The sequence below is a fragment of the Cytobacillus sp. C11.1 genome (assembly GCF_058145115.1).
Genome location: NZ_CM176935.1, coordinates 458,842 through 484,985, shown reverse-complemented (window position 1 = coordinate 484,985; position 26,144 = coordinate 458,842). Strand labels below are relative to the sequence as shown.

Sequence of the window (26,144 nt, the reverse complement as noted above, 5' to 3'; positions counted from 1 at the left end):
AAATCAATTATTACCTCGAAACCAGATATGTATCCGCAGTTTTATTAACGCAATCCCATTTGTTGCAGGTTGCCCGATTTTGTAAGCAACAATCTGAATGGTGAATGCAAACTATTAAATGACATGCAGATGTCAACTATCACAATAGTAATGGCACATGCTAAATTTCAATCTTATACAAAAAAACAAGCACAGTCATTCTGCGCTTGTTTCATAAACTCCTACCAAAGCACAGGCTTGGCCACCATGAACCAGAGCATGAGCATTAATAGAAAAAGGTAGATCCAGACGGAGCGGGTGAGTTTTTTAACCAGAAAGTGCTGGTCCGCTCCTGGCTCATCGAATTTTTTCAGGACAGGTGTAAAGGCCCGTGCGAGAAAAAAAACAGATCCCCCCATTACCATCAGGGTTGCGACGATCCAGGATGTCGTCCATGCCCAGTGGCTGTTTACGATAAGAAGGACACCCGAGCCGACCAGCACATGTCCTGCATGCTTGACGAGGCGGACGGATGTCCTGAATATGCCTATATATGCCTGCTGGACTCCGGGCTGAGCTGATTCCAGTTTTGTGACGATCGGAATCAGGACAAAGAACGGGCCAACAGAGAGAATGGCGCTGCTGACATGGATGTACAGCAGCACGCGGTAAAGAAATTCCATCCCGTAAGGTTACTTCTTCACAGGGCTAAATTCATGAACCCATACACGCATTTGCGGCATCCAAGGCATACCAGGGTGCATGGATAAAATGGATTGCTTGTAGTCCTCCAAGCTTTCAAAGCCTTCCTGGCGAGCGTGTTCGTCGGTTAATTCTCCAAGTGACTGGGAATAGACGTTTTCAACGACAAAGTCCTGGCCTTCAAGCGTCATGATTTCCCCGACATCGGCATATCTGCCATTGCGGCGTGTAGCGGTTTTCTTTCCTGCAAGTACCTTTTCAACATCCTCTTTAACCGTAATCATACGGTCAACTGAACATGTTTTTGGCGGTAATGTATTTGGATCATGCTGATTTGACATTATGTAATTCCTCCTTATGTAAATGCTTACTTTAAAACATTAACATATTTTTAATCGGGAAGGTAGTTTCGGGGTGAAAATCTGAAACCAAGAAAGGGTTAACCGTATAAAGAAGGGAGGATGAATGGGGGAAAATGGATATAAACTTATTTTGGATCGGTGCGAAAATATGATAAGGGCGAGGGGGTACAAAAGAAATAGAATCCATTGGTCCGGTTTTTGACCAGGATACTGGCAGGGTGTGGTATACAATCCATGTATCCGTTCCTAAAGAAGAGGCTGCTTTTTAAGTAAGGCTGTTTTCGCAAACTTTGCTTTTCAAACAAGTAGCGAGAAGAGGTTGATTTCCGCTCCAGGATGCTCGCTTTCCGCGGGGCGGGCGTTGAGCCTCCTCGGCGCTCAGCGCCTGCGGGGTCTCACCTGTCCCACTCCTCCCGCTGGACTTTGAATAAGCATCCTCGAATCATCACCGCACGAAGGAAATGCGGATGCATTTTCGAGGATCGCACCTTACGCTCCAATCAACCAACCTTATTTAGCAATGTTTTTTTACAAAATGTATTAAAAACAACAATCTTTTAGAAAACAGCCTTAAGTAAAAAAGCTTGAGGGAATATTTCCTCAAGCTTTTCTTATTATTTCAATTTAAAAGAGCTCTTCAGCGACACAATCCGGTTGAAGACTGGCTTATCCGGTGTTGTGTGTTTTGGATCGACGTTGAAGTAGCCGTGGCGGAAAAATTGGAATTTATCCTGCGGCTTGACGTCCTTCATGTTTGGCTCAATGAAGCCTTGGACAATTTCAAGTGAATTTGGATTTACGTAGTCGAGGAATGTCTTTCCTTCGTCTTCGTTTTCAGCTGCGGCATCTGTATCTGCTTCAGCGTTTTTATCCGCATCTTCGTCAAGAATTAATGGCTCATATAAACGGAAATCAGCCGGAATGGCGCTTTTGGCATCCACCCAGTGAAGCGTTCCTTTAACTTTGCGGCCGGTAAAGCCCGTTCCGCTCTTTGTTTCGGGATCATACGTACAATGAAGCTCAACGACATTTCCTTCTTCATCCTTGATCACATCATTGCATTTGATGAAGTAAGCATGCTTTAAGCGTACTTCGTTTCCAGGGAAGAGGCGGAAGTATTTCTTCGGCGGATCTCCATGAAGTCATCCTGCTCTACATAGATTTCTCTGGAAAACGGGATTTGGCGTGTGCCCATTTCCGGATTCTCAGGATTGATTTCGGCATCAAGCAATTCCGTCTGGTCCTCAGGATAGTTTGTGATAACAACCTTTAGCGGACGAAGCACACCCATTGTACGCGGTGCCTTTAGCTTAAGGTCTTCGCGGACAAAATGCTCTAGCATTGCTTCGTCTACAACGCCGGATCCTTTCGAAACGCCTGTTTCTTTAACAAACTCGCGAATCGCTTCAGGTGTGTAGCCTTTGCGTCTTAAGCCGGAAATCGTCGGCATACGCGGGTCATCCCAGCCATCAACGTATTTCTCGTCCACAAGCTGCTTAAGCTTTCTTTTACTCATAACCGTATTCGTAATGTTAAGGCGGCCGAATTCGATTTGCTGCGGAGTGTTTTCCATTTCGCACTCAGCGACAACCCAGTTGTATAGAGGGCGCTGATCTTCAAATTCAGTCGTACATAAAGAGTGGGTTACACCTTCGATTGCATCCTCAAGCGGGTGCGCAAAAGCATACATTGGGTATATGCACCACGTATCTCCTGTATTATGGTGAGTCGCATGTGACACTCGGTAAATAACCGGGTCACGCATATTCAGGTTAGGTGATGACATATCAATCTTGGCTCTAAGAACCTTCGCTCCGTTTTCGAATTCGCCTCCCCGCATGCGATCAAATAAATCAAGGTTTTCCTCAACTGAACGACTGCGGTATGGGCTTTCTTTTCCTGGCTCTGTCAGCGTTCCGCGGTATTGGCGGATCTCCTCCTGGCTCAAGTCATCCACATAGGCTTTTCCTTTTTTGATTAATAGAACAGCGCGGTTATACATTTCTTCGAAGTAGTTGGAAGCATAGCGAAGCTCTTCCCATTCATAGCCAAGCCATTTAACATCCTCTTTAATTGCGTCAACGTATTCCTGATCTTCCTTTAACGGGTTCGTATCATCAAAGCGCAGATTCGTTTTGCCGTTAAAATCATCTGCCAGGCCGAAGTTGATGACAATCGATTTGGCATGTCCGATATGAAGGTAACCGTTCGGCTCAGGCGGGAAGCGGGTAGTGATTTCTTTATGTTTTCCCGACTCCAGGTCCTCTTTAATAATCGTTCGAATAAAATTTGAATTTTGTTCCAAACCGTTATCAGCCTTTCTGTTTATGTAGTTAGTACTTATTTTAATAATATTGGGAAGGAAAATAAAGCGAAACTTCCCTTAGTGACGGTTTTCCGCGGAGTGGTTTACGTTTGCGCGCAGACGCTGCAGATCGATAATCTGAATCCTCTTTTATAGAAAGTTATTCCCTTAAAAAGCGGTTCTGAGCCAAAACTATCCAATGCCTTATTCATTCTATCTATTATAAACAAGACGTTGCCGGAAAAAAAGTTTTTCTCACATCACGGCGCGAAGTTTTACGAAAATGTTAAATTCTTTCAAAAAAGCAGGTGATGCTTGCTGTGAAAAGAATATCTATTAAAAGGAAATAACTTTATTGGATGGAGGTAGGAGCATGGCGGAAAAGTATCCGGTTTTAGAAGGGGCAGAGCCTTTTTATTTTGAAGGAAATGAAATTGGGATTTTAGTATCCCATGGCTTTACCGGTTCAACCCAGAGTATGCGCCCGCTTGGCGAAGCCTATGCAAAGGAAGGGTATACGGTTTGCGGACCAAGGCTGAAGGGGCATGGCACCCATTATGAGGAAATGGAAACGACGACTTTCCAGGACTGGATTGATTCGGTTGAAGAAGGATATGAGTGGCTGAAGAAGCGATGCAGCATGATTTTTGTGACCGGCTTGTCGATGGGAGGAACACTGACATTGTATATGGCAGAGAAATATCCTGAGATTAAGGGGATCATCCCGATTAATGCCGCAATCGAGATTCCGGATATGGCTGCAGCAGCGAATTTAAAGGATGTTAGATTCCTTGATGCTATAGGCTCTGATATTAAAAATCCCGATGTAAAAGAACTGGCTTATGAAAAAACACCGGTAAAATCGCTTGGGGAAATCACAGTCCTAATGAGCAAGGTGAAAGCTGATTTAAGCAAAATTACTTGCCCGGCGCTTATTTTTGTATCAAAAGAGGACCATGTCGTGCCGCCGTCCAATTCACAGGTTATTTATAGCGGCATCAAATCTGGCGCCAAAGAGCTGGTAACGATGGAGAACAGCTATCACGTGGCGACCCTTGATAACGATCAGGAGCTTATTATACAAAGAACACTGCAATTCTTGCAGAGAGCACTGGAAACAAGCAGTTTTCAGGGATGATGGCGAAGGGGGCGCACTCAGCTCCCTTTTTCTTTTGGCGGAAGCGGAGTTAAACAGTGAGGGCGAGGGAGAATTTTGATGGGACTGCTAAACATTTTTGACAGCGCCCAAAAAAGCAGGTATCAGTTCTTGTTCCGGCATCTTGGTCATTCCTTGTCTAGTTTTTTGGATAGTAGTATACATCCGGTTCCAGCTGCGAGAAAGGCGGCGGCAAAAAGAAAGCCGGTCGCCCAGCCAAGGGAAGCAAATGAAGTAAAAATGAACAAAAATAGCAAAAACCAGCCGCAGATCAGCAGAATGCTGGAGAGAAAGTCTTTCATGGCGAGGGCACTTCCTTTGTCTATGAATTTTGTTAAGGGATGAAAAAGGGATTTTATGAGCAAATAATAAGAAACCCTAATTTTATCAACGAAAATATGAATATATCAACGAATTTCCTCGATATATCAACGAAAAATTAAATATATCAACGAATCTGCCAGCTTGACAAATCCCGTTCCTTTTTCATGCCAGGTGTGTTAGCATTTAGTGATGCGAAATATCAATGTGCTAAAATCTTCTCATCCAGAATTTTTTTACGAATAAAGGAAAGAAGGGATTTCATTTGAATAAGGCAGTAAAGGAGACTTTGTGGACGAAGTCTTTTGTTATGCTGATGGTTGGGAATTTGTTTGTGTTTATGTCGTTTCAGATGCTGATTCCGACTTTGCCTCCATATATTAAGTCGATCGGGGCTTCGGGCCTTGAGATTGGGCTGGTGACGGCGTTATTTTCGATTGGCGCGGTTTTGAGCCGGCCGTTTATCGGGTTCATGCTGGAGTATAGAGCGAGGAAGCCGCTCGTCCTGATCGGTGCAGTCGCGCTGCTGGCGATTACAATCGTTTATCCGCTGTCGAGTGTTGTTGTGATTTTCCTGATGTTCCGGTTCATTCACGGGCTGGCATGGGGCTGGTCGACAACGGTTAATGGAACGGCTGCCGTTGATGTGGTGCCAAATTCCCGACTTGGCGAGGGGATGGGCTATTATGGCCTGTCTGTTACAATCGGGATGATTATTGCACCAAGCCTTGGGATTTATTTGTACCAGATTACCTCGTTTACGAATCTTATTTACATCTCGAGTGTTCTTGGCGTGATCGCAATTGTGCTCCTGGCAATTGTCCAATACCATACACCTGAAGCTGTGCAGAAGACGCGTAAAGAGGATCTTAAATTTTCTTACTTAGGATCTTTAGTGGAAAAATCAAGCTGGTTTCCTGCTTTCATAACAATTATTGTGACGTTTGGCTATGGATCGATTGTGACATTCATTGTGATTTTTGGAGAAGAACGGGGCATTGATCAGATTTTTCTATTTTACTTATTCAACGCGATAATGGCTTCGCTGTCGCGCCCTGTTGCCGGTAAGTGGTTCGATCAGCGGGGAGCTAAAGGGCTCGTGCTGCTTTGTACGTTCCTGACTTTCATCGGCATGTGGGTGCTTTCGTTTGCCCATTCGAATTTGTTTATCATCATTAGCGGAATCTTGTTTGGGGTCGGCTTTGGTTCCCTTATCCCAACTCTTCAGTCTTGGACACTTTCCATGACGCCGCCTAACCGCCGCGGGGTGGCGAATGGGATGTTCTTTTCATCGATTGACCTTGGGATTGGCTTGAGCGGGCTTGTATTTGGTGTTCTGGCACAATTTGTGGAAACAGCAGCGCTTTTCCAAATTTCTAGTGTGTTCTTGATTATAGGAATGATTGTTACCATTCTCCATGGCAGAAGGCGGGCAGCCATCCGGCCACAGCAAGTATCATAATTAGAATGAAAACTGGCAGGCAGGAATATATATTTCTGTCAGCCAGTTTTTATTTTTTATAGAGTGGTATTTAAATAGGAAGATATCTTTTGACTATTAAAGATGTTACACAGAAATACAAGAATGTATCAAAAATGATAGGAAAATGAAATTTTTTGCAGAAAGATTTTTGTTACAATATAAGGATAAATAGTGAAAATTGGCGCATTCTGCGTTTTTTTAATAAAAAATCTTTTAAAAGCTGGCTGCCGGTAGGCACACTTTTAAAATAGCACTGCGGGGGATCAAGATGACATTAGAGAAGCAGCTAATCAATAAATCCTATTATCAGACCTTCATGGAAGGCAATGAAAATGTGCATCCAATCAGGGTTTTGGGTGAGATGTATGTGGCTGAGCAGCAGAACGAAGTGCCCGATTTAACGTATATCCGCTTTGCACAGGGAGAGGTTTATTTCCTTAACAAAGACTATGAAGCGGCTATTTTTAAATGGGAAAACATCCCGAATGAATTGGGGCCTTGGGCACAGAAGAACATGGCGGATGCCTACTTTGAGCTGGATCTGCTTTCAAATGCAGAGGACTTTTATAAAGCAATTGAAACGGAATCTGATGTGTTAAAAACGGAAGTGCTTCTGCAGCTGTTTTCATTGTACATACAGCGCGGCAAGCTTGAAATGGCGGTTGATTCCATTAAAAATGCGGTTCATTTAAATCCGGATTATCCGGATGTGACCGATATGGCGCGAGGCTTCTTTGAAGAGCACAGCGATTGGGGCAATGCGGTTGAGCTGGCTGTTAACGAAGCAATCCGCACAGAATCACTGTCCTGGTTTGAGGTTCTGTATTCCTATGTGGAGCAGGGGCGTACGGCTAAAATAGAGCCGAACTATTTCAGCGAAGCATTGGTGACTTTGTTTAAAGCAGACCAGGCACGCTTTGAAAGCCTATCAGCAGCATTGTGGAATAGCTATAAGCAAAATAATTTATATTTTTCATGGCTTAAGGAGTTCAATCATTTGCTGCTGAATATGGAGCCGGGACGTTCCCATACATGGCAGCAGCTTTCAGAACTCTATAAAGATACTTATTTCGAATTAATAAACGGCAAGCATTTAATCAGAGAATTATCCCATTTGATACCGAACCATTTATCTAACTGGGTAAAAATTGCATCGCCGTCACACACGCTGATTTCTGCAGCAGCTGTGCTCGCGTGGAGCGAGATTTTCCCTTCCAATATTGAGGCTTCTGCTGTCAGTGAGGCGGAAAGCCTTGTAAGCAAGTCTGTCCGTTATCAGGATGGAATGGAGGAAGGATTTAAGCTATTTGAAACGGTTATGAAGTGGGCGAAGGCGAAAGGCGTCTTAATGGGCGAACGGTTCGAATGGATGGTCCGTGAGCTTTTGGACTTGGATGCCAACCACCTGCTGATTGCAGGTGCAGCTTCAAATGGAAAGTCTTCATTTGTAAACACCCTGCTTGGCGAAGAGCTAATGGGCGATGCGACCGCAGCATCAGTGCTTTTCAAGGATGCCGATGAAGCGGAAATCCATGCGATAACAGATGAAGATGTAAGGAGCATTTCCGATTTGGAGGATTTTAGGCAAAGCGCGGAAAAGAGCCAGCATACGCTCATTCGCTGCAAAATGCCGATCTCCTTTTTACAGGAAAATAGGCTAGCCCTCATTGACACTCCGGGACTGGCTGGGCAGAGTAAATTCCGAAATGGTGCGTTTCAATATCTGCACTTGGCAGACAGCATGCTGTTTGTCCTGAATGCGGATTCGCCGCTGACGGATAAAGAGCTTGATATGGTCGTGAGAATGAGGGAACAGGCTCCGGAATTGCCAATCCATTTCCTTCTCAGCAAAATGGATCGGGTTCCAAACGGACAGGATGCCATGGAACTGGTCGAGGACACCGCTTCAAGGATCAATACGTACTTCCCGAATGCCAAGGTGTTCGCATTCTCTACCCATTATGAGAGCAAAAGCCAGCTAAATGAGTTATCTGCCTTTATCCGGTCGATGATGGACGGAAGAAATCTGAGAGAGGAACGTACAGCCAAAGTTCTGTATTATATCAAGAAATCGATTAAGTTCCTGCTTGAAAAGCGCGTGGAAATGGAAAATAGCTTGATTGATACGATCAAATGGAATGAAGAAATGGTTACCAAGCTTACTGGAGCCATCAATCAGCTTAGTGATATGGAAGAAGAGAAAGAACGGACTATTAAAAAGTCTTACAGCAAAATCAAAGATGAAATGAGACTGGATTTGGAGAAAAAGATTCCTGAGCTGCTGCGGAATAGCTCTGAATTGGTTACCGAAGACAGCGATTTTGGAAAAATTCATGATAAGCTTAATGACGAAATGAATAAACGAATCCAGGATTATATTGAAGAGACGGTGCTGCCGGACTTCCATGTTTCCATACAGGATTGGATTGCGGAAAGCGAAGGCGAGTTCAAGGATAGCCAGGCATATCTGAATGAAATGAGCGAAAGCTTTAATGAGCTGTACAGTGAGGAAAAAATTGCGCTGGATTGTGACTTTAAGGTGCTTGATGACTGGCGCCGGGACGCAGACCGCATGACAAGGGGAAGCGTCCAGCTGGAAAAGGTCAATATTCTGAATCGCTTCTCGCCATCGCAATTCCTGCTGAAAAGCGCAGGCAAGCTGCTTGGGGCAATTCCGCAGAATAAAGGAATGCTCCATAATAAATACAAGCAGTATATCGAGAATGAGGATTACAGCGAGATCGCTGAATCGATTACAGATAAGTTTATGCAGCAATTCGAATTATTCGAGAAGTCGATTGGACGGGATATTAAGATGTTCTTCCGGAACCCATTCGATGTGCTGAATAAAACGGTTGAAGAAACACATGTAGAGATTGAAGGAAATAAAGAATCATTAAGCGAGATGCGCAAGAATCCTGAGATTTATCGCGATCCGCTTACCCTGTTTGAACTGAAGCTCCGCCAGTTTGAGTGGATGACAACGGCAGGGGAAAGAGTTAAGGAATATCGTTAATACTGGAGAGGAAGATGCGATGAGAGCATCTTCCTCTTTTTTATGAAAAAAGATTAAAATGTAAGCGTTTTCTATTATTTTTGTAAAAAAGTAAAAATTAGCTATGGAAAGGTATTAATTGTGAATGTTTAATATATTGGTATAAAATGGTGTATTTTTATAGAAAACAAATGTCCTCCTTAGGTAGAAAAACCTCTTGATTATTTTCAGGATAAGAGTAAAATAAAGATTAAATTTTCAGAGATTAGGAGATGTCAGGATGAAAGTCGTGAAGTTTGGAGGATCCTCTTTAGCATCCGGAAAGCAAATCGAGAAGGTTTTTAACATAGTGAATGCTGATCCAGAGCGGAAGGTGGTCGTGGTATCGGCTCCAGGGAAGCGATTTTCAGAGGATCATAAAGTTACAGATCTATTAATCGCTTGTGCGGAAAAACTGCTGCAGGGGGAAGAAGCAGGAGAATTGGCGGAGGCCGTGCTGGAACGGTACAGCCAAATTGCTGACGAATTGGGTCTGGCTTTTGATATTATAGAAATAATCAAGAAGGATCTATTTGAAAGGTTCGATTGTGATAAAAGCACTCCTGAAGTATTCATGGACCTTGTAAAAGCAAGCGGTGAGGATAATCATGCCAAGCTGGTGGCAGCTTATTTTCAGCAGCAGGGAGTGGAAGCCAGGTATGTGAACCCGAGAGAGGCCGGCCTGCTCGTCAGTCCTGAGCCGGGGAATGCACAGGTTCTTCCCGAAGCATATGAAAACCTTTATAGGCTACGGGAACAGGATGGGGTCTTAGTTTTCCCAGGATTCTTTGGCTACAGCCGGGATGGGGAAGTATTCACATTTTCGAGAAGCGGATCGGATGTGACCGGATCCATCCTGGCGAATGCCACAAAGGCCGATCTGTATGAAAACTTTACAGATGTGGATGCGGTTTACTCCGTTAATCCATTTATTGTCGAGCATCCAAAGGAGATCAAAGAGCTGACTTACCGGGAAATGCGGGAGCTTTCCTATGCCGGCTTTACAGTATTGCATGACGAAGCGCTTGTACCTGCTTTTCGGGCGGGAATCCCTGTTCAAATTAAGAACACGAATAATCCAACAGCGCCAGGATCAAGGATCGTGAACGAGCGGGACAACACAAACGGACCTGTTATTGGAATTGCCAGTGACCAGGGATTCTGCAGCATTTATGTCGGCAAATACTTGATGAACCGCGAAGTCGGATTCGGACGCAAACTTTTAACGATTTTTGAAGAGTTTGGTCTCAGCTATGAACATACACCATCAGGAATCGATGACATCTCGATCATCCTGCGGGAAAATCAGTTTAAGGATGGCATGGAGGAAGACATTCTGTGGCGCATAAAAAATGAGCTTCATGCTGATGAGGTGAAAGTGCAGCACAGCCTGTCGCTTATTATGGTAGTAGGCGAAGGCATGCGCCAAAACATTGGAACCATGGCCAGAGCCTCCAAAGCACTCGCTAAAGCGAAGGTGAACATGGAAATGATTAACCAGGGTTCCTCTGAAGTGAGCATGATGTTCGGGGTGAAGGCTGTGGATGAGAAACGTGCTGTACAGGCGCTATATGAAGAGTTTTTTGCTGCAGTGGCGGCAGTTTGAAGCTATGGCAGCATAGATGCAGAGAAAGCAGCCAAAACGCGGAGTGAAAAAATTGAACCGAATTTATTCACCGCGATAATTCGGAGCGTTAAAAAGTGGAGATCTGTAGGTGAATAGAGCCTAATGCAAAAAGGAGTGCCCGGCCGGAAGACGGGTGCTCCTTTTTTGATGGAAACGGACAACTTGAAATCAAGGTGAATTAGAATGTTTTCAAGCTGCAAATAAAATTAAGAATCTGCAAATAAAAAGGGATTTGCAAATAAATTTAGAAATCTGAAAATAAAAGCTTGAACTTGCAAATTAGAAGTTCTCTATCCCCTTTGGCATAGGGTATTTTTAGCTGAATCAGTGTCCAAATAAGCCACGTTGCAGAAAAGTATAGAAAGGCCAGAGGGTTATGCTAAATAAATCAAACGTTTGATTGAAAAAATTGAGAATTATTTTTTTAAAAATAAAAGAATGAAAATGACTCAAATATCCAAAATAAAAAGGAAACTTTTTCAATTTTGGAAGGGGTAAAGTGATGAAGAAATTATGGATTATAGGATTAATGCTGCTGCTGCCGTTAAACATGGTGGCATCGCCACTCAGTGCTGCAGCCCAGAAACCTTGTATCAGCCAATCAGAGGTGAAGTTTGAAAATGAGTTCCGGAGACTTTGGATTGACCATGTGTTATGGACAAGCAATTATATTACAAGTGCAACAACTGCAGGTGCGGAGGATCAGAAGCAGGTACTGGCGCGGCTGCTGAAAAATCAGGAGGATATTGGAAATTCCATCAAGCCTTATTATGGAGAAGCTGCAGGGAATAAGCTGACAGAGCTGCTCAAAGAGCATATCGTCATTGCCGGTGATATTGTGGATGCAGCCAAGAGCGGGCAGGGAGCAAAGGTAAACCAGCTGAACAAAGACTGGCATCGGAATGCTGATGATATCGCAGCGTTCCTTAGCGGCGCCAATCCTAATTTGAAAAATGAAGACGTGAAAAAGCTGCTGTATATGCATTTGGAATTGGTAACAAATGATTTATCAGCAAGCCTGGTAAAGGATTGGGACGCAAGAATTGTATCGATTGATGAAGGGGTTTCACATATTATTATCATGGCGGATGCCATTACTGACGCGATCGTGAAGCAGTTTCCAGACAAATTTAAAAGCTGATGAAAAGGAACTCCAGTGACATGCTGGAGTTTCTCTTATTTTTCCTTTGACAAAGCTGGCTGTCCCATTATAAGCTAGAGAGCGTGCCAAAAATTGAATTGTAAAATTTTCATATATAGAGGGAGGGGTATCCGCTATGTCAGGAGAACAAAGAAAAAAGATGTACATGCTAATGATTAATATGTTTATTGCCATCGGAAGCTTTGGAATTATTATTCCGATTTTGCCTGCTTATTTGGAATCCATTAATCAGGGAGGTACGGCAGCTGGCTTGATGATTGCTATTTTTGCGGGTGCCCAGCTGATTTTTTCTCCAATTGCTGGGAAATGGGCTGACCAGTACGGTCGCAGAAAGATGATTATATACGGTTTAGCAGGTTTGACATTATCCATGCTGGTCTTTTATGCAGTAGATTCGATTTGGCTGCTTTACTTTTCACGTGTAATCGGAGGAATTGGGGCGGCTTTGCTGATTCCTGCTATTTTTGCATACATTGCTGATATTACAACCATGGAGCAGCGGGCAAAAGGGAATGGCCTTGTCTCAGCTGCGATGTCACTTGGTATTGTAGTTGGGCCTGGAATTGGCGGATTTTTGGCAGACTTCGGCTTGAAAATGCCATTTTTGATTTCCGCGCTTGTATCCTTAGTGGCTGTTATCTTTTCCATTGTGCTCCTTGAAGAAAGCAGCACATTGCAGCAGCCTTCTGCGGACGAAATGCCTGAAGAGGAACCAATGGTCAAGAAGCTGGCAATGTCTGTTAGAAAGCCTTACTTTATTCCGCTTGTTATTACATTGGTGATGAGCTTCGGACTGATGGCATATGAATCGGTTCTGGGACTTTATCTTGATAACCAGTTTGGTGCTACTCCGCAAGAGATTGCCATTATGGTTACCTCAACAGGGATTATAAGTGTAATTGTTCAGCTTTTTGTCGTGGATCGGGTTGTCAGCAAGTATGGAGAGGGAAAGGTGCTGAATATCTTTTTGGCAGTCGCGGCTTTTGGCTTCCTTGTGTCGCTGTTTGCAGGCAGCTATGCCATTTTCTTTGTCATTTCGCTTATTATTTTCCTGGCGACATCCATCCTGCGTCCGGTTTTAACAACGCTTATTTCAAAAATGGCCGGTAATGAGCAGGGATTTGCGATGGGCATGAATAATGCTTATATGAGCATTGGAAACGTGCTTGGCCCAACGATTGCCGGCGTGCTTTATGATGTCCGGATCTCGTATCCGTTTGTTTTGGGGTTAGCTTTATTGTTAGTTACTTTATTTATCACAGTTGCCTGGCAGAAGAAGGCGCCTAAGCCTAAAGCGGCTGTATAGATGAAAAAGCTTGAAGACATTTGTCTTCAGGCTTTTTGTGTGTTGAACGGAAAGGTAAAAGAGATTGCATAAAGTTATTTTACTAGCCACTATAAGAAAGATTCCGGACCGAATCCAGAGATATTAAATTGTGGCAATTTTGTGAAAGAAACGCAGATCGGTTGACACTTTTAAAATACCGTAGTATTCTGAAAATAACAAAAATTATTGAGCGAATGACGGCTGCGGGAGAGAGCAACGAAGAGGCCACCGAAGGAGCAAGCTTCAAAAAGACCCTTGAAGCAAATCTCTCAGGTAGACAGAACCGCAGCGGGACGCATCTCTGGAGAGCGCGCATGTATGATGCGACACCAAAGGGGTTAAACTCTCAGGTAAAAGGACAGAGAAGGGGGAGGAAAATGCTGCCCCTGTCTGTCCTTTTTGTGTTTGGCAGCTTGTTTCCAGAAATGCGGATGGAGGAACTCAATATGAATATGAATATTAATGCAAACCGGGCGACTTTGCTGATCTCCTGTCCGGAAAGGCCAGGCATCATTTCAACCGTATCCAATTTCCTATTGGAGCATAAAGCGAATATTGTCCATTTTGACCAGCATACAACCGATCCGCTGGCAGGCATCTTTTTCATGCGGATTGAATTTGATATGAATGATTTTGATGAATCATTCCCAAAATTGAAAAAGGATTTGCCAGAGATGGCCAAGGAATACTCAATGGAGTGGAAGCTGAGCGGCAAGGGTGAACGCAAGCGGATGGCGATCTTTGTTTCAAAAATGGACCATTGCCTGCTGGAGCTGATTTGGCGCTGGAAGTCAAAGGAGCTTGAGGTGGACATTCCTTTAGTGATCAGCAATCACCCTGATTTAAAGGAAGTTGTAGAGGGATATGGGATTCCTTATTATCACATTCCGATTACGCCTGATACAAAAGCTGAAGCTGAGCAAAAAGCGGTAAAGCTGCTGGATGGGAAAGTCGATTTCATTGTCTTGGCGAGATATATGCAAATTCTTTCGCCAAGCTTTATATCCAGGTATCCGAATAAGATTATCAACATCCACCATAGTTTCCTGCCTGCCTTCGTGGGAGCCAATCCTTATGCAAGGGCGTTTAACCGCGGAGTCAAGCTGATTGGGGCAACAGCCCATTATGTAACAAATGATTTGGATGAGGGACCAATCATCGAGCAGGATGTGCAGCGAGTCAACCATCGCCACACCGCACAGGATCTCAAAATCGCCGGCCGCCACGTCGAAAGGCGGGTTCTCGCCCAGGCAGTGGAATGGCACGTTGAAGATCGAGTCATTGTGCATGGGAATAAGACGATTGTGTTTTAGGTACCAGGTACCACCCGAATTTTGTCGAAAAATATGCAGAAGAGCATCCTTAGAGTTGTATAACATCATGAGAGAAGGTGAGCAAACATGAAAAAGAAAAAGTTATCAATGCTTGAAATGATAAAGGAAAATAAAGAAGAGCTTTTGAAGGACCGCCGTCAGCTTGAGAAGATTGAAAAGAAGATTGACGATAAATATGCAAAAGCCCAATAAGGAAGAGCGCCCAGCCTGGTTGAGAACAGGCTGGGTGCTTTTTTTATATTGCGCGTGGGTTCTAGTGGAAGGGATCCAATTGTATGCGGGAAAAGAAAAGAGGAGATGAAGGATATATCATCAACTTTTCCGATATATCGGCAACTCCCCTCACTTTCGGTCTAAGGCAGCAAAAAAGCGCCCGGAGAATTCCCTGGGCGCCTACTGATGTTATTTTTGTTTAAAGTATTCCACAAAGGCGTGGTAGATTTCCGTTCCCTGATAAAAGAACAGGCTGGAAGCTGTTAATGAAAACAAGCCAATCATTATGAATCGAATCCACATCATTTCGTTTTCCTCCTTTAATTGTTTTTTGGACAATTAAGGAGTGTGGATCATGTAGTTCGCCTCGTAGAAAATGGGGGTGTAAAAGATTTTTTTCCTGCGCGCGATTATGTGAAGCGCGCTGTATAGGAGAAGGATGATCGCCAGACTGCCGAGTGCCAGTGAGGCTGAATCCTGTGTGAACACATATTTCTTAGGATTATCCTTTAAAAGAAAGCTCTCCGCAAGTTCGGAAACGGTTATGGCTTTGCTTTCGTCCATAGGAATCCCGTTAAAATGGACGCCGGGGTATTGGGTGATGAGGAAGGATAAGAAAATGGACAGCAGCAAAAACGGCATGAATCTGGATTTTTTCAACTCCTCACCCCTTTTTAATAGATTGTATTTATCATAACCATGGTTTCCAGATTAGTAAACTAAAAAATTCTGACAATATTCGTTAATATTCTATGAAAAAATTGTTAAGAAAGAAGGGGCAAATGGCCCGGAGGCTTACAGGTATTTGGAAGGGGAGTGCTGGATCTGTGGAACACCACAGATCCAATTTCTTACAAAAGGCCTGTTAAATTAGGCATACATACGTCGGCTACTCTTTACATATCTTCATATTTCTTTAAAACAAGCCTTTTATAATCAAAAGTGAATCGAGATTATAAAAGAGGTGAAGAAATGAGAAATGAGAGATCGATTGATGAGTTAATCAGGAAATTCAATGAGGAAAGCGTAAAGAAGGATATTGACCGCCGCAGCTTTCTTTCGGGAGCAGGCAAGATTGCCGGGTTTTCGCTTGCCCTGGCGATGGCACAGTCACTTGGAGTCGGAAATCTGAATGTAGATGCTGCTCCTAAATTCAGTAAGTATCCTTTCACGCTGGGCGTTGCTTCAGGAGATCCTCTTTCAGATAGTGTGGTTTTGTGGACTAGGCTTGCGCCGGATCCGCTTAATGGAGGAGGAATGCCTAATCATGCTGTTCCCGTCAGCTGGGAGCTTGCTGAAGATGAGCATTTCCGCAAACTGGTTAAGCGCGGAACCGAAATTGCGGTACCGGAATTAGCCCATTCCGTACATGTGGAAGCAGATGGCTTAAAGCCAAACACGATTTATTTTTATCGTTTTAAAACAGGCAATGAGTTAAGCCCAATCGGCAAAACAAAAACGCTTCCTTCTGCCGGTGAGGACGTGGCAAGCTTGTCGTTTGCTTTTGCTTCCTGCCAGCAATATGAGCATGGCTACTTTACTGCCTATCAGCATATGGCGAGAGAAAATCTGGATTTAGTTTTCCATCTGGGCGATTACATATATGAATATGGACCAAAAGAATACATTTCTCCAACTGGAAATGTCCGTGATCATAGCGGTCCGGAAATTATTACGCTGGAAGATTACCGGAACCGCTATGGACAGTACAAGTCTGATATTCACCTGAAAGAAGCCCATGCAGCCTTTCCTTGGATTGTTACATGGGATGATCATGAAGTTGAAAACAACTATGCTGCCGGTATCCCGGAAAAAGGGCAATCCGCTGAAGAATTTATCAAGCGCCGGGCAGCGGCATATCAGGCCTACTATGAACATATGCCGCTCCGTTTATCTTCCATGCCGCATGGAGAGGGTATGCAGCTATACAGGGAATTCACCTATGGCAAGCTTGTCTCATTCCTAGTGCTTGATTCCCGCCAGTATCGTGATGACCAGGCAAATGGTGACGGCAGCAAACCGCATACGCCTGAGTCGCTGGATCCGAGCCGTACTCTTCTTGGACAAGAGCAGGAACAATGGGTTGAAAATAATCTCGCCAGCTCGGGTACCGATTGGAACGTGCTTGCTCAGCAGGTGTTTTTTGCACAGCGGAATTTTGGGACAAGCACATCGCCGAGATTCAGCATGGATGCCTGGGACGGCTACCCGGCCGCCCGCCAGCGCCTGACAGATTTTGCAGCAGCAAAAAGAATGGAAAACCTGATTGTACTGACTGGTGACGTTCATGCGAGCTGGGCTTCCAATCTCCATGCTGATTATAATGAAACGGATTCCAAACTGATCGGAGCCGAGTTTGTCGGAACATCGATTTCTTCAGGCGGAAATGGTTCTGATGTCAGAGCGGATACGGAACGTACGCTTGCAGAAAATCCCCATATTAAATTTTTTAATAACTACCGTGGCTATGTCCGCTGCGAGGTGACATCAGATCAGTGGCGTACGGATTATCGGGTGCTTCCTTATGTAACTGAACCGGGTGCGGATATCTCAACAAGAGCTTCCTTTGTTTTAGAAAAAGATCAGGAAGGCCTGAAGCAAGTATCAACTTCAGCAGTACCGCAGGGTGTGAAAATGACTGCCGAGGTGGAAGAAGATCGTCATCGCGCCCACGCCCGTGCACATGAGAAGCAGCTCGAGAAAAAACGCAAAAAGGTTTTAAACTAAAAAGCGGGGTGAGCAGATGATATCGAATATCGGAATACCAGGCTTAATTCTTGTTTTAGTCATTGCATTGATTATCTTTGGGCCATCCAAGCTTCCTGAAATTGGCCGGGCATTTGGCCGGACGTTAACAGAGTTCAAAAGCGCAGCGAAGGACTTAGTGGGAGACGAAGAAAAGATCGAAGAGAAAAAGCCGGTTTTGGCGGCTGTGAAAAAAGAAAACTAGTAAGGCTGAAACAGGCGAGAGGTGATCGCCTGTTTTTTATTCGGGGTAAAAAGTTTAACGTAATGGACACTGTATCACACATTGTGTGAAACTTTTCACATAATGTTCATTTTTAAACGAGCTCCTACACCGGAAAGTATTATATATTAATACTGTACTTATATTGTTTATGTAAATTTAATGCCATCAGGAGGCAATGACATCATGAAAAAATTATTCCAGCTTCTTTTAATAATTGGACTTGTAATGACGCCTTTTTTTACGAGCGCTCATGTGAAATGGTTCACAAATGTGGTTCCGCAAAAGGAAACCATTGAAAATATATTATCACCTTTATTTATGGGATTAGCATTAACCGCTGCGGTTGTGCTGGCACTATTAACATTAGTGATTCCGAAAACAACGGAATGGGCAAAGATCAAAAAGCTTGATGACTGGCTCTCTGGTTTCCGGAAGTACAGCAGACATATTCTGAAGTACGGAACCGCGGCGGCTTTAATGATTCAGGTCGCGAACGGTACGTTGTTTGCGCCAGAGTTCCATTTAAGTAATATGACGGCTATGATTCTGACCTGGGCTGCAATCGGATTTTTGTTAATCCCTCATCATATCTCCACGAAGATTGCGGCAGTTCTTTTATTAGGATTATTTGTGTACGTAACACTTCATAATGGCATTTTCCATATGCTCGATTATGGTTATTATGTAGCAATTATCGGGGTATTATTGGTAGGCGGCACAAAGCTTGAGAAGGTTGGCTTTCCGTTTCTGTATTTAGGTACAGGTTTATCCCTTTGCTGGGTGGCTGTTGAAAAATGGGTGTATCCAGGCATGTCACTTGATATTGTGGCCAATCATGGTGTTCCGACATTTGGATTTGCACCGGCTGCGTTTGTGGTGATGGCTGCATTCATTGAATTTGTAGTGGGTTATTTATTGGTTGTCGGAATTTTAAACCGTGTTGTCGGCTTTGTTGTGACAGTTATTTTTATCACCACGACAATGCTGTTTGGAATGACAGAGGTCATCGGACATTTTATGATCCATATTGTGCTGATTATTTTCATCATTGAAGGGGTATCATTCTACAACCCGCCGATTAAGCTGCACAAAACAAGGACGGATCAATTTGTGTTTGTATTCCTTAACTTTATCTTTGTGCTTGCAGCGTTCATTTTAATTTATTACCGATTTGCGTAACAATTGACAGCTTAAGCAGAATATAATATGATTAGATTAATAGTTGAATAGTTTCTCCTAAAGGGGAGTAGCTTTTACAGCAGAGTCGTCATTTCGGAGTTAAGAGCTCCCGGCTTTGTTGGCAACCTTACCGTTGTTAGCAAGACCTTTGCCTGTTTCGGGTAAAGGTCTTTTTGTTTTTAAAAAACCTTTACCGCTTGCTGGTAGAGGTTTTTTTATTGCCTTATAAAGCTTGGCAATCAAAATTCCTTAGATAACATAACTGCAAGGAAACAGCGCGAAGCTATCCATACTCAAAGATCAAAAGAAAGGAGACCTGAAAGATGAAGAAGCAAAAGATGTCGTTTTCAGAGCTGATAAAAAAGAACAAAGAAGAGCTCCTTAGAGATCGGGAAGAGCTTGCGAAGATTGAAAAACGTTTGGATGAAAAACACGTAAAAGCGAACTAAGGGAGGGTGTTTAAATGGAATTATCACTTTTATTGGAGTACGGCTGGGTACTGTTGCTGCTGATTGCCTTGGAAGGGCTGCTGGCTGCTGATAACGCACTTGTTTTAGCCATAATGGTGAAGCATCTTCCGGAAGAGCAGAGGAAGAAAGCATTATTTTACGGATTGGCTGGAGCGTTTATTTTCCGTTTTGGTTCCCTCTTTGCCATATCGTTCCTTGTAGACGTGTGGCAGGTACAGGCGATCGGTGCGCTTTACCTTCTGTTTATTGCCATTAACCATATCTTTAGAAAAACACTCGTCAAGAAGGGCGAGCACGAAGCTGGAATGAATAAGGATAAAAAGAAATCCGGATTTTGGATGACTGTTTTTAAGGTGGAGCTTGCGGATATTGCGTTTGCGGTTGACTCCATTCTTGCAGCTGTTGCGCTGGCTGTGGCTCTCCCTGATACAGGTCTAGGGCACATAGGCGGACTTGATAGCGGAAAGTTCTTGGTGATCTTTGCCGGCGGAATGATCGGATTAATTATTATGCGTTTTGCAGCAAACTTCTTTGTGGATCTGCTCCATAAGAGACCAGGCCTCGAGATTGCTGCTTTCGGGATTGTCGGCTGGGTTGGCGTCAAATTGGCTGTCTACACGATGTCTCATCCGGCATTGGCCATCCTTCCTGAAGGCTTCGCCAAATCGCCTGAATGGAAGATCACTTTCTACGCAGTTTTAATTGGGATTGCATTGGCTGGCTGGTTCTTATCGAAGGAAAAGCAGGAAGCACCTATTGAGGAAAAAGCAAGCTAATAAAAAGCAAGGCGGAGAACTCTCTGCCTTGTTTTTTTATTGGAAAAGAAAAAAATGTCCACGAATCCGGCGATAATAAATAGATTTTAAGGAGCTCTGCCATTCAGCTGGAAGAGCTCTTTTTTCAATCAAACGTTTGATTGAATCTTGCCTGGCCCAGTCTGCTCATGCCATTCGGAACGGAGGATACCCATTTCAATCAGGTTCCAATATTCATCCCTCACCTTATTTGTTTGCCTGAGAAGTCCTTCTTTTTGGAAGCCTGCTTTCTCGTATACTTTTATTGCGCTTCTATTAAAATCAAACACACCAAGGCTGACTCTATTTAATTTTAACTCATTGAAAGCGATGGCGAGGATCTGCCGGATCATTTCGGATGCATAGCCTTTTCCGCGAGCAGCCGGGCTGATAAAGACTTTTCCAATCCGGGCACTTTCATTTACGCGGTCAATTCTGCTCAGTGAGATATGGCCAATGACTTCATCTGACGCTGCTTCTATTACTTTATAAATGTACTCCGTGCTGTTTTCTTGATTGGCAAAGCTACTATACTTGATCAGCTGCTCTTGGTCTAGTGGAAACTTAAAATGGGCACCGCTCCATTGAACCATGAGTTCAGGGGTTTTGATCCAGCTTTTAAGCAGGTTAAAGTCTTCTTCTGTAAAAAAAATTAATTTTATCATGGAGGCCCTCATTCCTTTATATATCTATTTCTCTTATTATAAATATATAATAAATAATATAACTCTATCACTTTAAAAGAGTATAAAAAGCAATTTAATCAAACGTTTGATTGAATGGCTGCAGCACCTTGGCAGACGAGGGTGATTGCGAATGTGAAAAGGGGATTTATTGATGAAAAAGAAGATGATTTGGATAGCCGGCAGTGTGCTGATTTTATTATCGGCTGCATTGCTTGGTGCAGGGAATTATTTTTACAATGTGGCCATCAATCGGAGCCATGATCCGGTTGATTTATATAAAGGGAATGCGCAGACTGTCAGCGCTGCGTTGGAGGAGGAGACACAGGCGAAGCTGGAGGAGGTTATGGAGTGGACAGAGGAACAAACCTTTGACCAGCTTGAGATCACCTCAGAAGATGGCTTGAAGCTAAAAGCCCGCTTTTTACAAAATCCGGAATCGAACGGAAAAGCAGTGATTCTGGCTCATGGCTATAAGGGAAATAGTGAGCAGATGCCGGGCATTACCAAGTTTTATTACGAACTGGGATATGATGTGCTGAAGCCTGATGCCAGAGGGCATGGGGAAAGCGAAGGCGATTATATTGGATATGGCTGGCATGAACGCAAGGACTATCTTGGATGGATTGATTTATTGAAGGAGGAAGAAGGTGCCGACAGGGTTTTCCTGCATGGATTCTCAATGGGAGCTGCAACCGTATTGATGGCAAGCGGCGAAGATCTTCCGCCTGAAGTGAAGGGGATTATTGCGGATAGCGGCTATACGACGGTCCATGAAGAACTGGCCCACCAGCTGAAGCATATTTACCATCTGCCATCCTTCCCTTTGATGCAGGTTACAAGTGTCTTTACAAAATTCAGGGCCGGATACTCTTTCAATGAAGCGTCGGCTATCGAACAGGTGAAGCAAAATGAGCTTCCTCTGTTCATCATTCATGGTGATCAGGATGATCTGGTGCCAACTGACATGGCCTATGAGATTTATGAGGAAGCCGGCGGCGAGAAAGAGCTGTGGATCGTGCCGGGTGCAGGGCATACAGACGGATATACGGTGGCAGAGCAGGAATATCAGGAGAGACTGAAGGAATTTCTTAATGCCGCACAATAGAAAAATGGCAGTGAATCACTGCCATTTTTATTTTTGCTTTTTCTTTTTCCAGGGCCTTAATACGGAAATGCCAAAGATGAAGAGGGTAACAGCGACTTGAAAGTAGACGGCATATTGGCGGGTTATATGATTATCAATAAAAACAGGATTCGATAATGCCTTGCTGCCTTCCGCTTCAAGAAGAGTCATATTTTCCATCATTAGTTCATCGACGATATTAATGCCGACCACGGTTTGGATGATAAATAAAATCCATTTGACGGTAACCCATCTGTGCTTGAAAAATCCCCAGTTTGTAAAAAATCCATAAATAAAGCCAACTAATAACGTACCGATTGCACCAATCCGAACGACATAATCACTAATTGTCACCACATTTTTGTACATTTCCAGGGTTTGACCATAGGCGGCCATTTCCATGGAGAAATTTAATGCGAGCGAGCTCATGATCCCCCGAAAAATAATGAAACGAGAATGATATGAAGGATTTTCAGCCACCTGGTCGCTTTTGTGCTTAATTTTTTCAACCTTTTTCCCTCCTTTTTGAATCACTTTATAAGTGTAGCAAGGGAAAGGGGATGTCCATATCAGCCTCCGCCGTAATTTGCAGTAGGGCGCTAGTCTTATTTTGGTATAAAAAAAACCCGCTCGTTAGTGAGCGGGTTTATTGCCCTTTATGCAGCACATTGCAGGCGCTGAGCAGGTTGCCATCCGGATCTTTGAATCCGAATCCGCCAAGGCCGTGCTCCTGGTTGAGGTTGAGTGGCCCAACTTCCACGTTTTTCTCCTGCAGCCATTGGTGGAGCTCTTTTAAAGAAGGTGTATAAAAATCAATCACACTATGCTCGACACCATCATTCGAGTTGGGGAATGAAAGGGATTTCCCCTCTGCGGTTTCAACCAGGAATATCGTAGGCACACCCTTTGATTGAAAGCTTAGCATGGCATTTTTCTCACCTTTGAACTCTACTTCAACACCAAGAACATCTACATAAAAATTAACCGATCGATCCAGCTTGGATACCGGAATCTCGACTGTTGCGATATGAGAAATATAGTTGGTCATGTTTGCCCTCCTTTGGAATTTAGCTATATAACTATTTGGCGGAAAGGGGGAAAAATCCTTCTTTCTATAAGCATACCGCCAATTTAACGATTTATCTCGGTGTTTGTACAATCATTCTTTTGACCCAGGGCATAAAATATATCATTAAATTGTGTAATGAACAGGAGGAATAATAATGGACAGAAATGAACTTTTTTTTGCCAGGTTAAAAGGCAGTGAAGAAGTTCCGCCAGTTCGTACCGATGCTTTTGGCACGGCAAAATTTAAAGTAAGCAAGGATAAGAGGAAAATGGGCTACCGTTTGACAGTTAATGATCTTTCCAACTTTACTCAAGCTCATATTCATTTAGGAAGAAGGGGTGTAAACGGTCCAGTTGTCGTTTTTCTTTTTGGCTTAATCGATCCTGACATTAGTGTAGATAAGGGTGTTGTAGAAGGGATCATTACAGCCAGGGATTTAGTGGGTCCTTTAGAAGGAAAACCTTTATCCGTTCTTATAGACCTGATGAGTGATGGGGACACATATGTTAACGTGCATACAGCCCAAAACCCAGACGGAGAGATTCGCGGTCAAATCAAGCCTTATTGGGACTAATAAGCATGAATGGTTGATTCCTTGAAAAGTGAGCATATTAATTTTTAGAACACTTGAAAGGGGTCATAACGTTGAAAAAGCAGGATGAAAATAGAGAAAAGCCTCAAAATTCGCTTACAGAAGAGCAGCAGCTCATCAATGAATTTGGCAAGCATGAGGGCAATCAGCCGATTCCGCAGCCTAAGGATTATGATGAGATTGAGTATTAAGAACCCTGCAAAAAAGACTCCTGCACGAGGAGTCTTTTTTTAATCATGAGCATCATCATTATGGAAAACCCGGTTTCATGGAAGAACCATTCTCCTGCACCAATGACAAGGGCGGAAACAAGGGCTGACAATGCAAGATTGTCTTTTCCAGCCACAATCATTTCCTCTAAAAGCAAGATGACGAAAAAGCTAAGGACGTTGCTGATCCCTATCGTTGTTTACGGATCTATACCCTGCAGACGATAGGCTATGCCATAGATTTCCAGAAAAGTGGAACTTAATTTAACTCAGATAGAAGCGAAAATGCCGGAAGCTTTGGCAACTAGCTGATTATGGTTATTGTAGATGTGGCAATCTGTGTGATTCAGTGTCCGGCCTCTTTTTACCAGATGGGCATCGGCAATTAGGAACTCACCGGTAGCGCCCCTTAAAAAGCTAACCTTTAAATCTGCAGTTACGACGGTTTGCATATTGTTTTCATCCGGTTTAAAAATATTCCCCATCGCCACATCCGCCAGTGTGGAAATAATCCCGCCATGGACAAGTCCAGCGCTATTGATAAAAAGCGGCTGGATTGGCAAAGTCACTTTCATATGGGTTTCATCGACTCTTTCATAATGAAATTTTAAAAATTCATCAAAAGGCTGTTTGATTAGCATTATGTACACTCCAATATGGTTAAGATATGTTGACTTATTCACGAATTTTTGATGAAATCCCTGCTTTTTGAAAAAATCATTTGCTGTTGAGGTACGTGGAGACCTGTATATCCGCAAAATCTGGATATATTCGCGAAAATTTCATTTTATTCGCGAAAAATTGGATATATCCGCGATATTCAAAATATAATCGCGAAACGCCAACGTGGTTTCAATAAATCCGAAAAAATGATATTATTTTCAATAAATTCTAATTTTAAGCGAGAGGCAGGACTGGAAAAATGGCAAAGGTAGAGAATATTAGCTTCGCAGAGAATTTCCCGATCTCCTACACAGAGCTGGAGAAGGAAGCAGAGAAGAAGATGGCGGCTGGGGGATTTGGGTATGTCCAATCAGGTGCGGGCGGGGAAGAAACCCTGAGAAAAAATACGGAATCATTCGCGAAATATTCGATTGTACCAAGAATGCTGAGGGATGTTTCGGTACCGGATACAAGTGTGACGCTATTCGGAAAGACGTATCCATATCCAATTTTTCTGGCGCCGATTGGAATGCAGAGGCTTGAACATGAAGAGGGGGAGCTTGCGTCGGCCAGAGCGGCGGCTACTTATCAGGTTCCTTTTATTCAGAGCACGGTTTCAAGCCACTCGATTGAAGAGATAGCCGCAGCAACGGGCAGCAGTCCGAAATGGTTTCAGCTATATTGGTCCAATCACGAAGAGACGGCTTTTAATATGGTGCGCCGTGCGGAGGAAGCCGGGTATGAAGCGATCGTTTTAACGGTCGATACAGTCATGATGGGATGGAGGGAAGCGGATCTCAGGAACAATTTTTCTCCATTAAAGCTGGGCTATGGAAAGGCAAACTATGAAACTGATCCGGTATTTATGGCCTCTCTTAAAGATGGCGATGTGGTACAGGGGATCCTCGATAATATCCACCATCCAACTTTAAGCTGGGAGCATGTTGCCAGATTAAAGGAGATAACAAATTTGCCGGTTCTAATAAAAGGCATCCTCCATCCGGAAGATGCGAAGCTTGCGGTTGAGAAAGGAATAGATGGCATCATTGTTTCCAATCATGGCGGCAGGCAGCTGGATGGCGTGACGGCAGCGATTGATGCACTTGGACCGATCGCGAAGGAAGTAAATGGCCGGATTCCGGTTGTCTTTGACAGCGGGATTCGCCGCGGGTCAGATGTGGTTAAAGCGCTGGCGCTTGGAGCGGATGCGGTTTGCCTGGGAAGGCCTTATGTTTATGGATTGGCCATTGGCGGGCAGGCTGGCGTAGAAAAGGTGCTTGCCAATTTTATAGAAGAAACAAAGGTCTCCCTCTCTTTGGCCGGGGTCAGCAGCTTGAGGGAAATGGCCAGTCTGCAGCTCATTAAATAGTTTAAGAGAAAACT

At 43.7% G+C, this 26,144-nt stretch carries 26 protein-coding genes, 1 pseudogene and 1 riboswitch; of the genes and pseudogenes, 18 read left to right on the top strand and 9 right to left on the bottom strand.

All coding sequences use genetic code 11. The annotated features are described in order from the left end of the window. Nucleotides 1-221: 221 nt before the first annotated feature. The 3 genes and pseudogenes from AC3ZVC_RS02490 to AC3ZVC_RS02480 all read right to left on the bottom strand — a co-directional run bounded on the left by AC3ZVC_RS02490 (nt 222) and on the right by AC3ZVC_RS02480 (nt 3,348). Nucleotides 222-662, bottom strand: coding sequence for a hypothetical protein (locus AC3ZVC_RS02490; RefSeq protein WP_490066115.1), 441 nt, complete (start codon nt 660-662; stop codon nt 222-224). A gap of 9 nt (nt 663-671) precedes the next feature. After that, nucleotides 672-1,022, bottom strand: a complete 351-nt coding sequence (locus AC3ZVC_RS02485; RefSeq protein ID WP_214726090.1) for an ASCH domain-containing protein — start codon at nt 1,020-1,022, stop codon at nt 672-674. A gap of 635 nt (nt 1,023-1,657) precedes the next feature. Next, nucleotides 1,658-3,348: pseudogene (locus tag AC3ZVC_RS02480) on the bottom strand (glutamine--tRNA ligase/YqeY domain fusion protein). A 373-nt stretch (nt 3,349-3,721) separates the two neighbouring features. Between AC3ZVC_RS02480 and AC3ZVC_RS02475 the strand changes: the two are divergent. The 9 genes from AC3ZVC_RS02475 (at nt 3,722) to AC3ZVC_RS02435 (ending at nt 14,984) form a co-directional block, all read left to right on the top strand. Beyond that, nucleotides 3,722-4,486, top strand: a complete 765-nt coding sequence (locus AC3ZVC_RS02475; protein ID WP_490066114.1) for an alpha/beta hydrolase — start codon at nt 3,722-3,724, stop codon at nt 4,484-4,486. Between the two features lie 78 nt (nt 4,487-4,564). Then, nucleotides 4,565-4,849, top strand: a complete 285-nt coding sequence (locus tag AC3ZVC_RS02470) for a hypothetical protein (RefSeq protein WP_490066113.1) — start codon at nt 4,565-4,567, stop codon at nt 4,847-4,849. Nucleotides 4,850-5,135: 286 nt separating this feature from the next. Further along, complete coding sequence (locus AC3ZVC_RS02465) at nt 5,136-6,287, top strand: MFS transporter (RefSeq protein ID WP_490068794.1); 1,152 nt, start codon at nt 5,136-5,138, stop codon at nt 6,285-6,287. A gap of 289 nt (nt 6,288-6,576) precedes the next feature. Beyond that, complete coding sequence (locus AC3ZVC_RS02460; RefSeq protein WP_490066112.1) at nt 6,577-9,324, top strand: dynamin family protein; 2,748 nt, start codon at nt 6,577-6,579, stop codon at nt 9,322-9,324. Nucleotides 9,325-9,583: 259 nt separating this feature from the next. Further along, nucleotides 9,584-10,948: an aspartate kinase gene (locus tag AC3ZVC_RS02455; protein WP_490066111.1), complete on the top strand. Its 1,365-nt coding sequence runs from the start codon at nt 9,584-9,586 to the stop codon at nt 10,946-10,948. A 523-nt stretch (nt 10,949-11,471) separates the two neighbouring features. Next, nucleotides 11,472-12,110: a glycosyltransferase gene (locus AC3ZVC_RS02450; protein ID WP_490066110.1), complete on the top strand. Its 639-nt coding sequence runs from the start codon at nt 11,472-11,474 to the stop codon at nt 12,108-12,110. 136 nt (nt 12,111-12,246) lie between these two features. Then, on the top strand, nt 12,247-13,437 hold the full coding sequence (locus tag AC3ZVC_RS02445; RefSeq protein ID WP_490066109.1) for an MFS transporter: 1,191 nt from the start codon (nt 12,247-12,249) through the stop codon (nt 13,435-13,437). 215 nt (nt 13,438-13,652) lie between these two features. Then, nucleotides 13,653-13,754: riboswitch (glycine riboswitch) on the top strand. A 150-nt stretch (nt 13,755-13,904) separates the two neighbouring features. Further along, on the top strand, nt 13,905-14,771 hold the full coding sequence (purU, locus tag AC3ZVC_RS02440; RefSeq protein ID WP_490066108.1) for a formyltetrahydrofolate deformylase: 867 nt from the start codon (nt 13,905-13,907) through the stop codon (nt 14,769-14,771). An 87-nt stretch (nt 14,772-14,858) separates the two neighbouring features. Then, nucleotides 14,859-14,984, top strand: a complete 126-nt coding sequence (locus AC3ZVC_RS02435) for an FbpB family small basic protein (RefSeq protein WP_110067014.1) — start codon at nt 14,859-14,861, stop codon at nt 14,982-14,984. A gap of 360 nt (nt 14,985-15,344) precedes the next feature. Here AC3ZVC_RS02435 and AC3ZVC_RS02430 read toward each other — a convergent pair whose 3' ends face one another. Next, nucleotides 15,345-15,665 carry a hypothetical protein gene (locus AC3ZVC_RS02430; RefSeq protein ID WP_490066107.1) on the bottom strand — a complete coding sequence of 107 codons (321 nt, stop codon included), beginning with the start codon at nt 15,663-15,665 and terminating at the stop codon, nt 15,345-15,347. 312 nt (nt 15,666-15,977) lie between these two features. On the opposite strand from AC3ZVC_RS02430, the gene AC3ZVC_RS02425 reads away from it, so the two are divergent. The 5 genes from AC3ZVC_RS02425 (at nt 15,978) to AC3ZVC_RS02405 (ending at nt 20,401) form a co-directional block, all read left to right on the top strand. After that, entirely contained in the window at nt 15,978-17,732 is a 1,755-nt protein-coding gene (locus AC3ZVC_RS02425; protein ID WP_490066106.1) for an alkaline phosphatase D family protein, read from the top strand. Nucleotides 17,733-17,748: 16 nt separating this feature from the next. Then, entirely contained in the window at nt 17,749-17,955 is a 207-nt protein-coding gene (locus AC3ZVC_RS02420; protein ID WP_490066105.1) for a twin-arginine translocase TatA/TatE family subunit, read from the top strand. Nucleotides 17,956-18,159: 204 nt separating this feature from the next. After that, the gene (locus AC3ZVC_RS02415) at nt 18,160-19,155 is read left to right on the top strand and encodes a hypothetical protein (RefSeq protein ID WP_490066104.1); all 996 of its coding nucleotides are present in this window, start codon (nt 18,160-18,162) and stop codon (nt 19,153-19,155) included. A gap of 323 nt (nt 19,156-19,478) precedes the next feature. Continuing rightward, on the top strand, nt 19,479-19,604 hold the full coding sequence (locus AC3ZVC_RS02410) for an FbpB family small basic protein (RefSeq protein ID WP_214729187.1): 126 nt from the start codon (nt 19,479-19,481) through the stop codon (nt 19,602-19,604). Between the two features lie 14 nt (nt 19,605-19,618). Further along, a complete protein-coding gene (locus tag AC3ZVC_RS02405) occupies nt 19,619-20,401 on the top strand; it encodes a TerC family protein (protein ID WP_490066103.1) in 783 nt (260 codons plus the stop codon). 128 nt (nt 20,402-20,529) lie between these two features. Here AC3ZVC_RS02405 and AC3ZVC_RS02400 read toward each other — a convergent pair whose 3' ends face one another. Beyond that, nucleotides 20,530-21,084, bottom strand: coding sequence for a GNAT family N-acetyltransferase (locus AC3ZVC_RS02400; RefSeq protein WP_490066102.1), 555 nt, complete (start codon nt 21,082-21,084; stop codon nt 20,530-20,532). Nucleotides 21,085-21,256: 172 nt separating this feature from the next. Here AC3ZVC_RS02400 and AC3ZVC_RS02395 point away from each other — a divergent pair, with 172 nt between their 5' ends. After that, entirely contained in the window at nt 21,257-22,210 is a 954-nt protein-coding gene (locus tag AC3ZVC_RS02395; RefSeq protein WP_490066101.1) for an alpha/beta hydrolase, read from the top strand. Between the two features lie 27 nt (nt 22,211-22,237). Here AC3ZVC_RS02395 and AC3ZVC_RS02390 read toward each other — a convergent pair whose 3' ends face one another. Together AC3ZVC_RS02390 and AC3ZVC_RS02385 are read right to left on the bottom strand one after the other, a co-directional pair. Continuing rightward, the gene (locus AC3ZVC_RS02390) at nt 22,238-22,657 is read right to left on the bottom strand and encodes a DUF2269 domain-containing protein (protein WP_490066100.1); all 420 of its coding nucleotides are present in this window, start codon (nt 22,655-22,657) and stop codon (nt 22,238-22,240) included. A 217-nt stretch (nt 22,658-22,874) separates the two neighbouring features. Further along, nucleotides 22,875-23,276 carry a VOC family protein gene (locus AC3ZVC_RS02385; RefSeq protein ID WP_490066099.1) on the bottom strand — a complete coding sequence of 134 codons (402 nt, stop codon included), beginning with the start codon at nt 23,274-23,276 and terminating at the stop codon, nt 22,875-22,877. A gap of 175 nt (nt 23,277-23,451) precedes the next feature. On the opposite strand from AC3ZVC_RS02385, the gene AC3ZVC_RS02380 reads away from it, so the two are divergent. Together AC3ZVC_RS02380 and AC3ZVC_RS02375 are read left to right on the top strand one after the other, a co-directional pair. Continuing rightward, nucleotides 23,452-23,871 carry a CHRD domain-containing protein gene (locus AC3ZVC_RS02380; RefSeq protein WP_490066098.1) on the top strand — a complete coding sequence of 140 codons (420 nt, stop codon included), beginning with the start codon at nt 23,452-23,454 and terminating at the stop codon, nt 23,869-23,871. A 71-nt stretch (nt 23,872-23,942) separates the two neighbouring features. After that, on the top strand, nt 23,943-24,080 hold the full coding sequence (locus AC3ZVC_RS02375) for a hypothetical protein (protein ID WP_490066097.1): 138 nt from the start codon (nt 23,943-23,945) through the stop codon (nt 24,078-24,080). Here the strand turns inward: AC3ZVC_RS02375 and AC3ZVC_RS02370 are convergent. Beyond that, the gene (locus tag AC3ZVC_RS02370) at nt 24,077-24,286 is read right to left on the bottom strand and encodes a DUF2512 family protein (protein ID WP_490068793.1); all 210 of its coding nucleotides are present in this window, start codon (nt 24,284-24,286) and stop codon (nt 24,077-24,079) included. The genes AC3ZVC_RS02375 and AC3ZVC_RS02370 overlap by 4 nt on opposite strands. A gap of 81 nt (nt 24,287-24,367) precedes the next feature. Continuing rightward, a complete protein-coding gene (locus AC3ZVC_RS02365; RefSeq protein WP_490066096.1) occupies nt 24,368-24,739 on the bottom strand; it encodes a PaaI family thioesterase in 372 nt (123 codons plus the stop codon). Between the two features lie 281 nt (nt 24,740-25,020). On the opposite strand from AC3ZVC_RS02365, the gene AC3ZVC_RS02360 reads away from it, so the two are divergent. After that, complete coding sequence (locus tag AC3ZVC_RS02360; protein ID WP_490066095.1) at nt 25,021-26,130, top strand: alpha-hydroxy-acid oxidizing protein; 1,110 nt, start codon at nt 25,021-25,023, stop codon at nt 26,128-26,130. Nucleotides 26,131-26,144 lie beyond the last annotated feature (14 nt).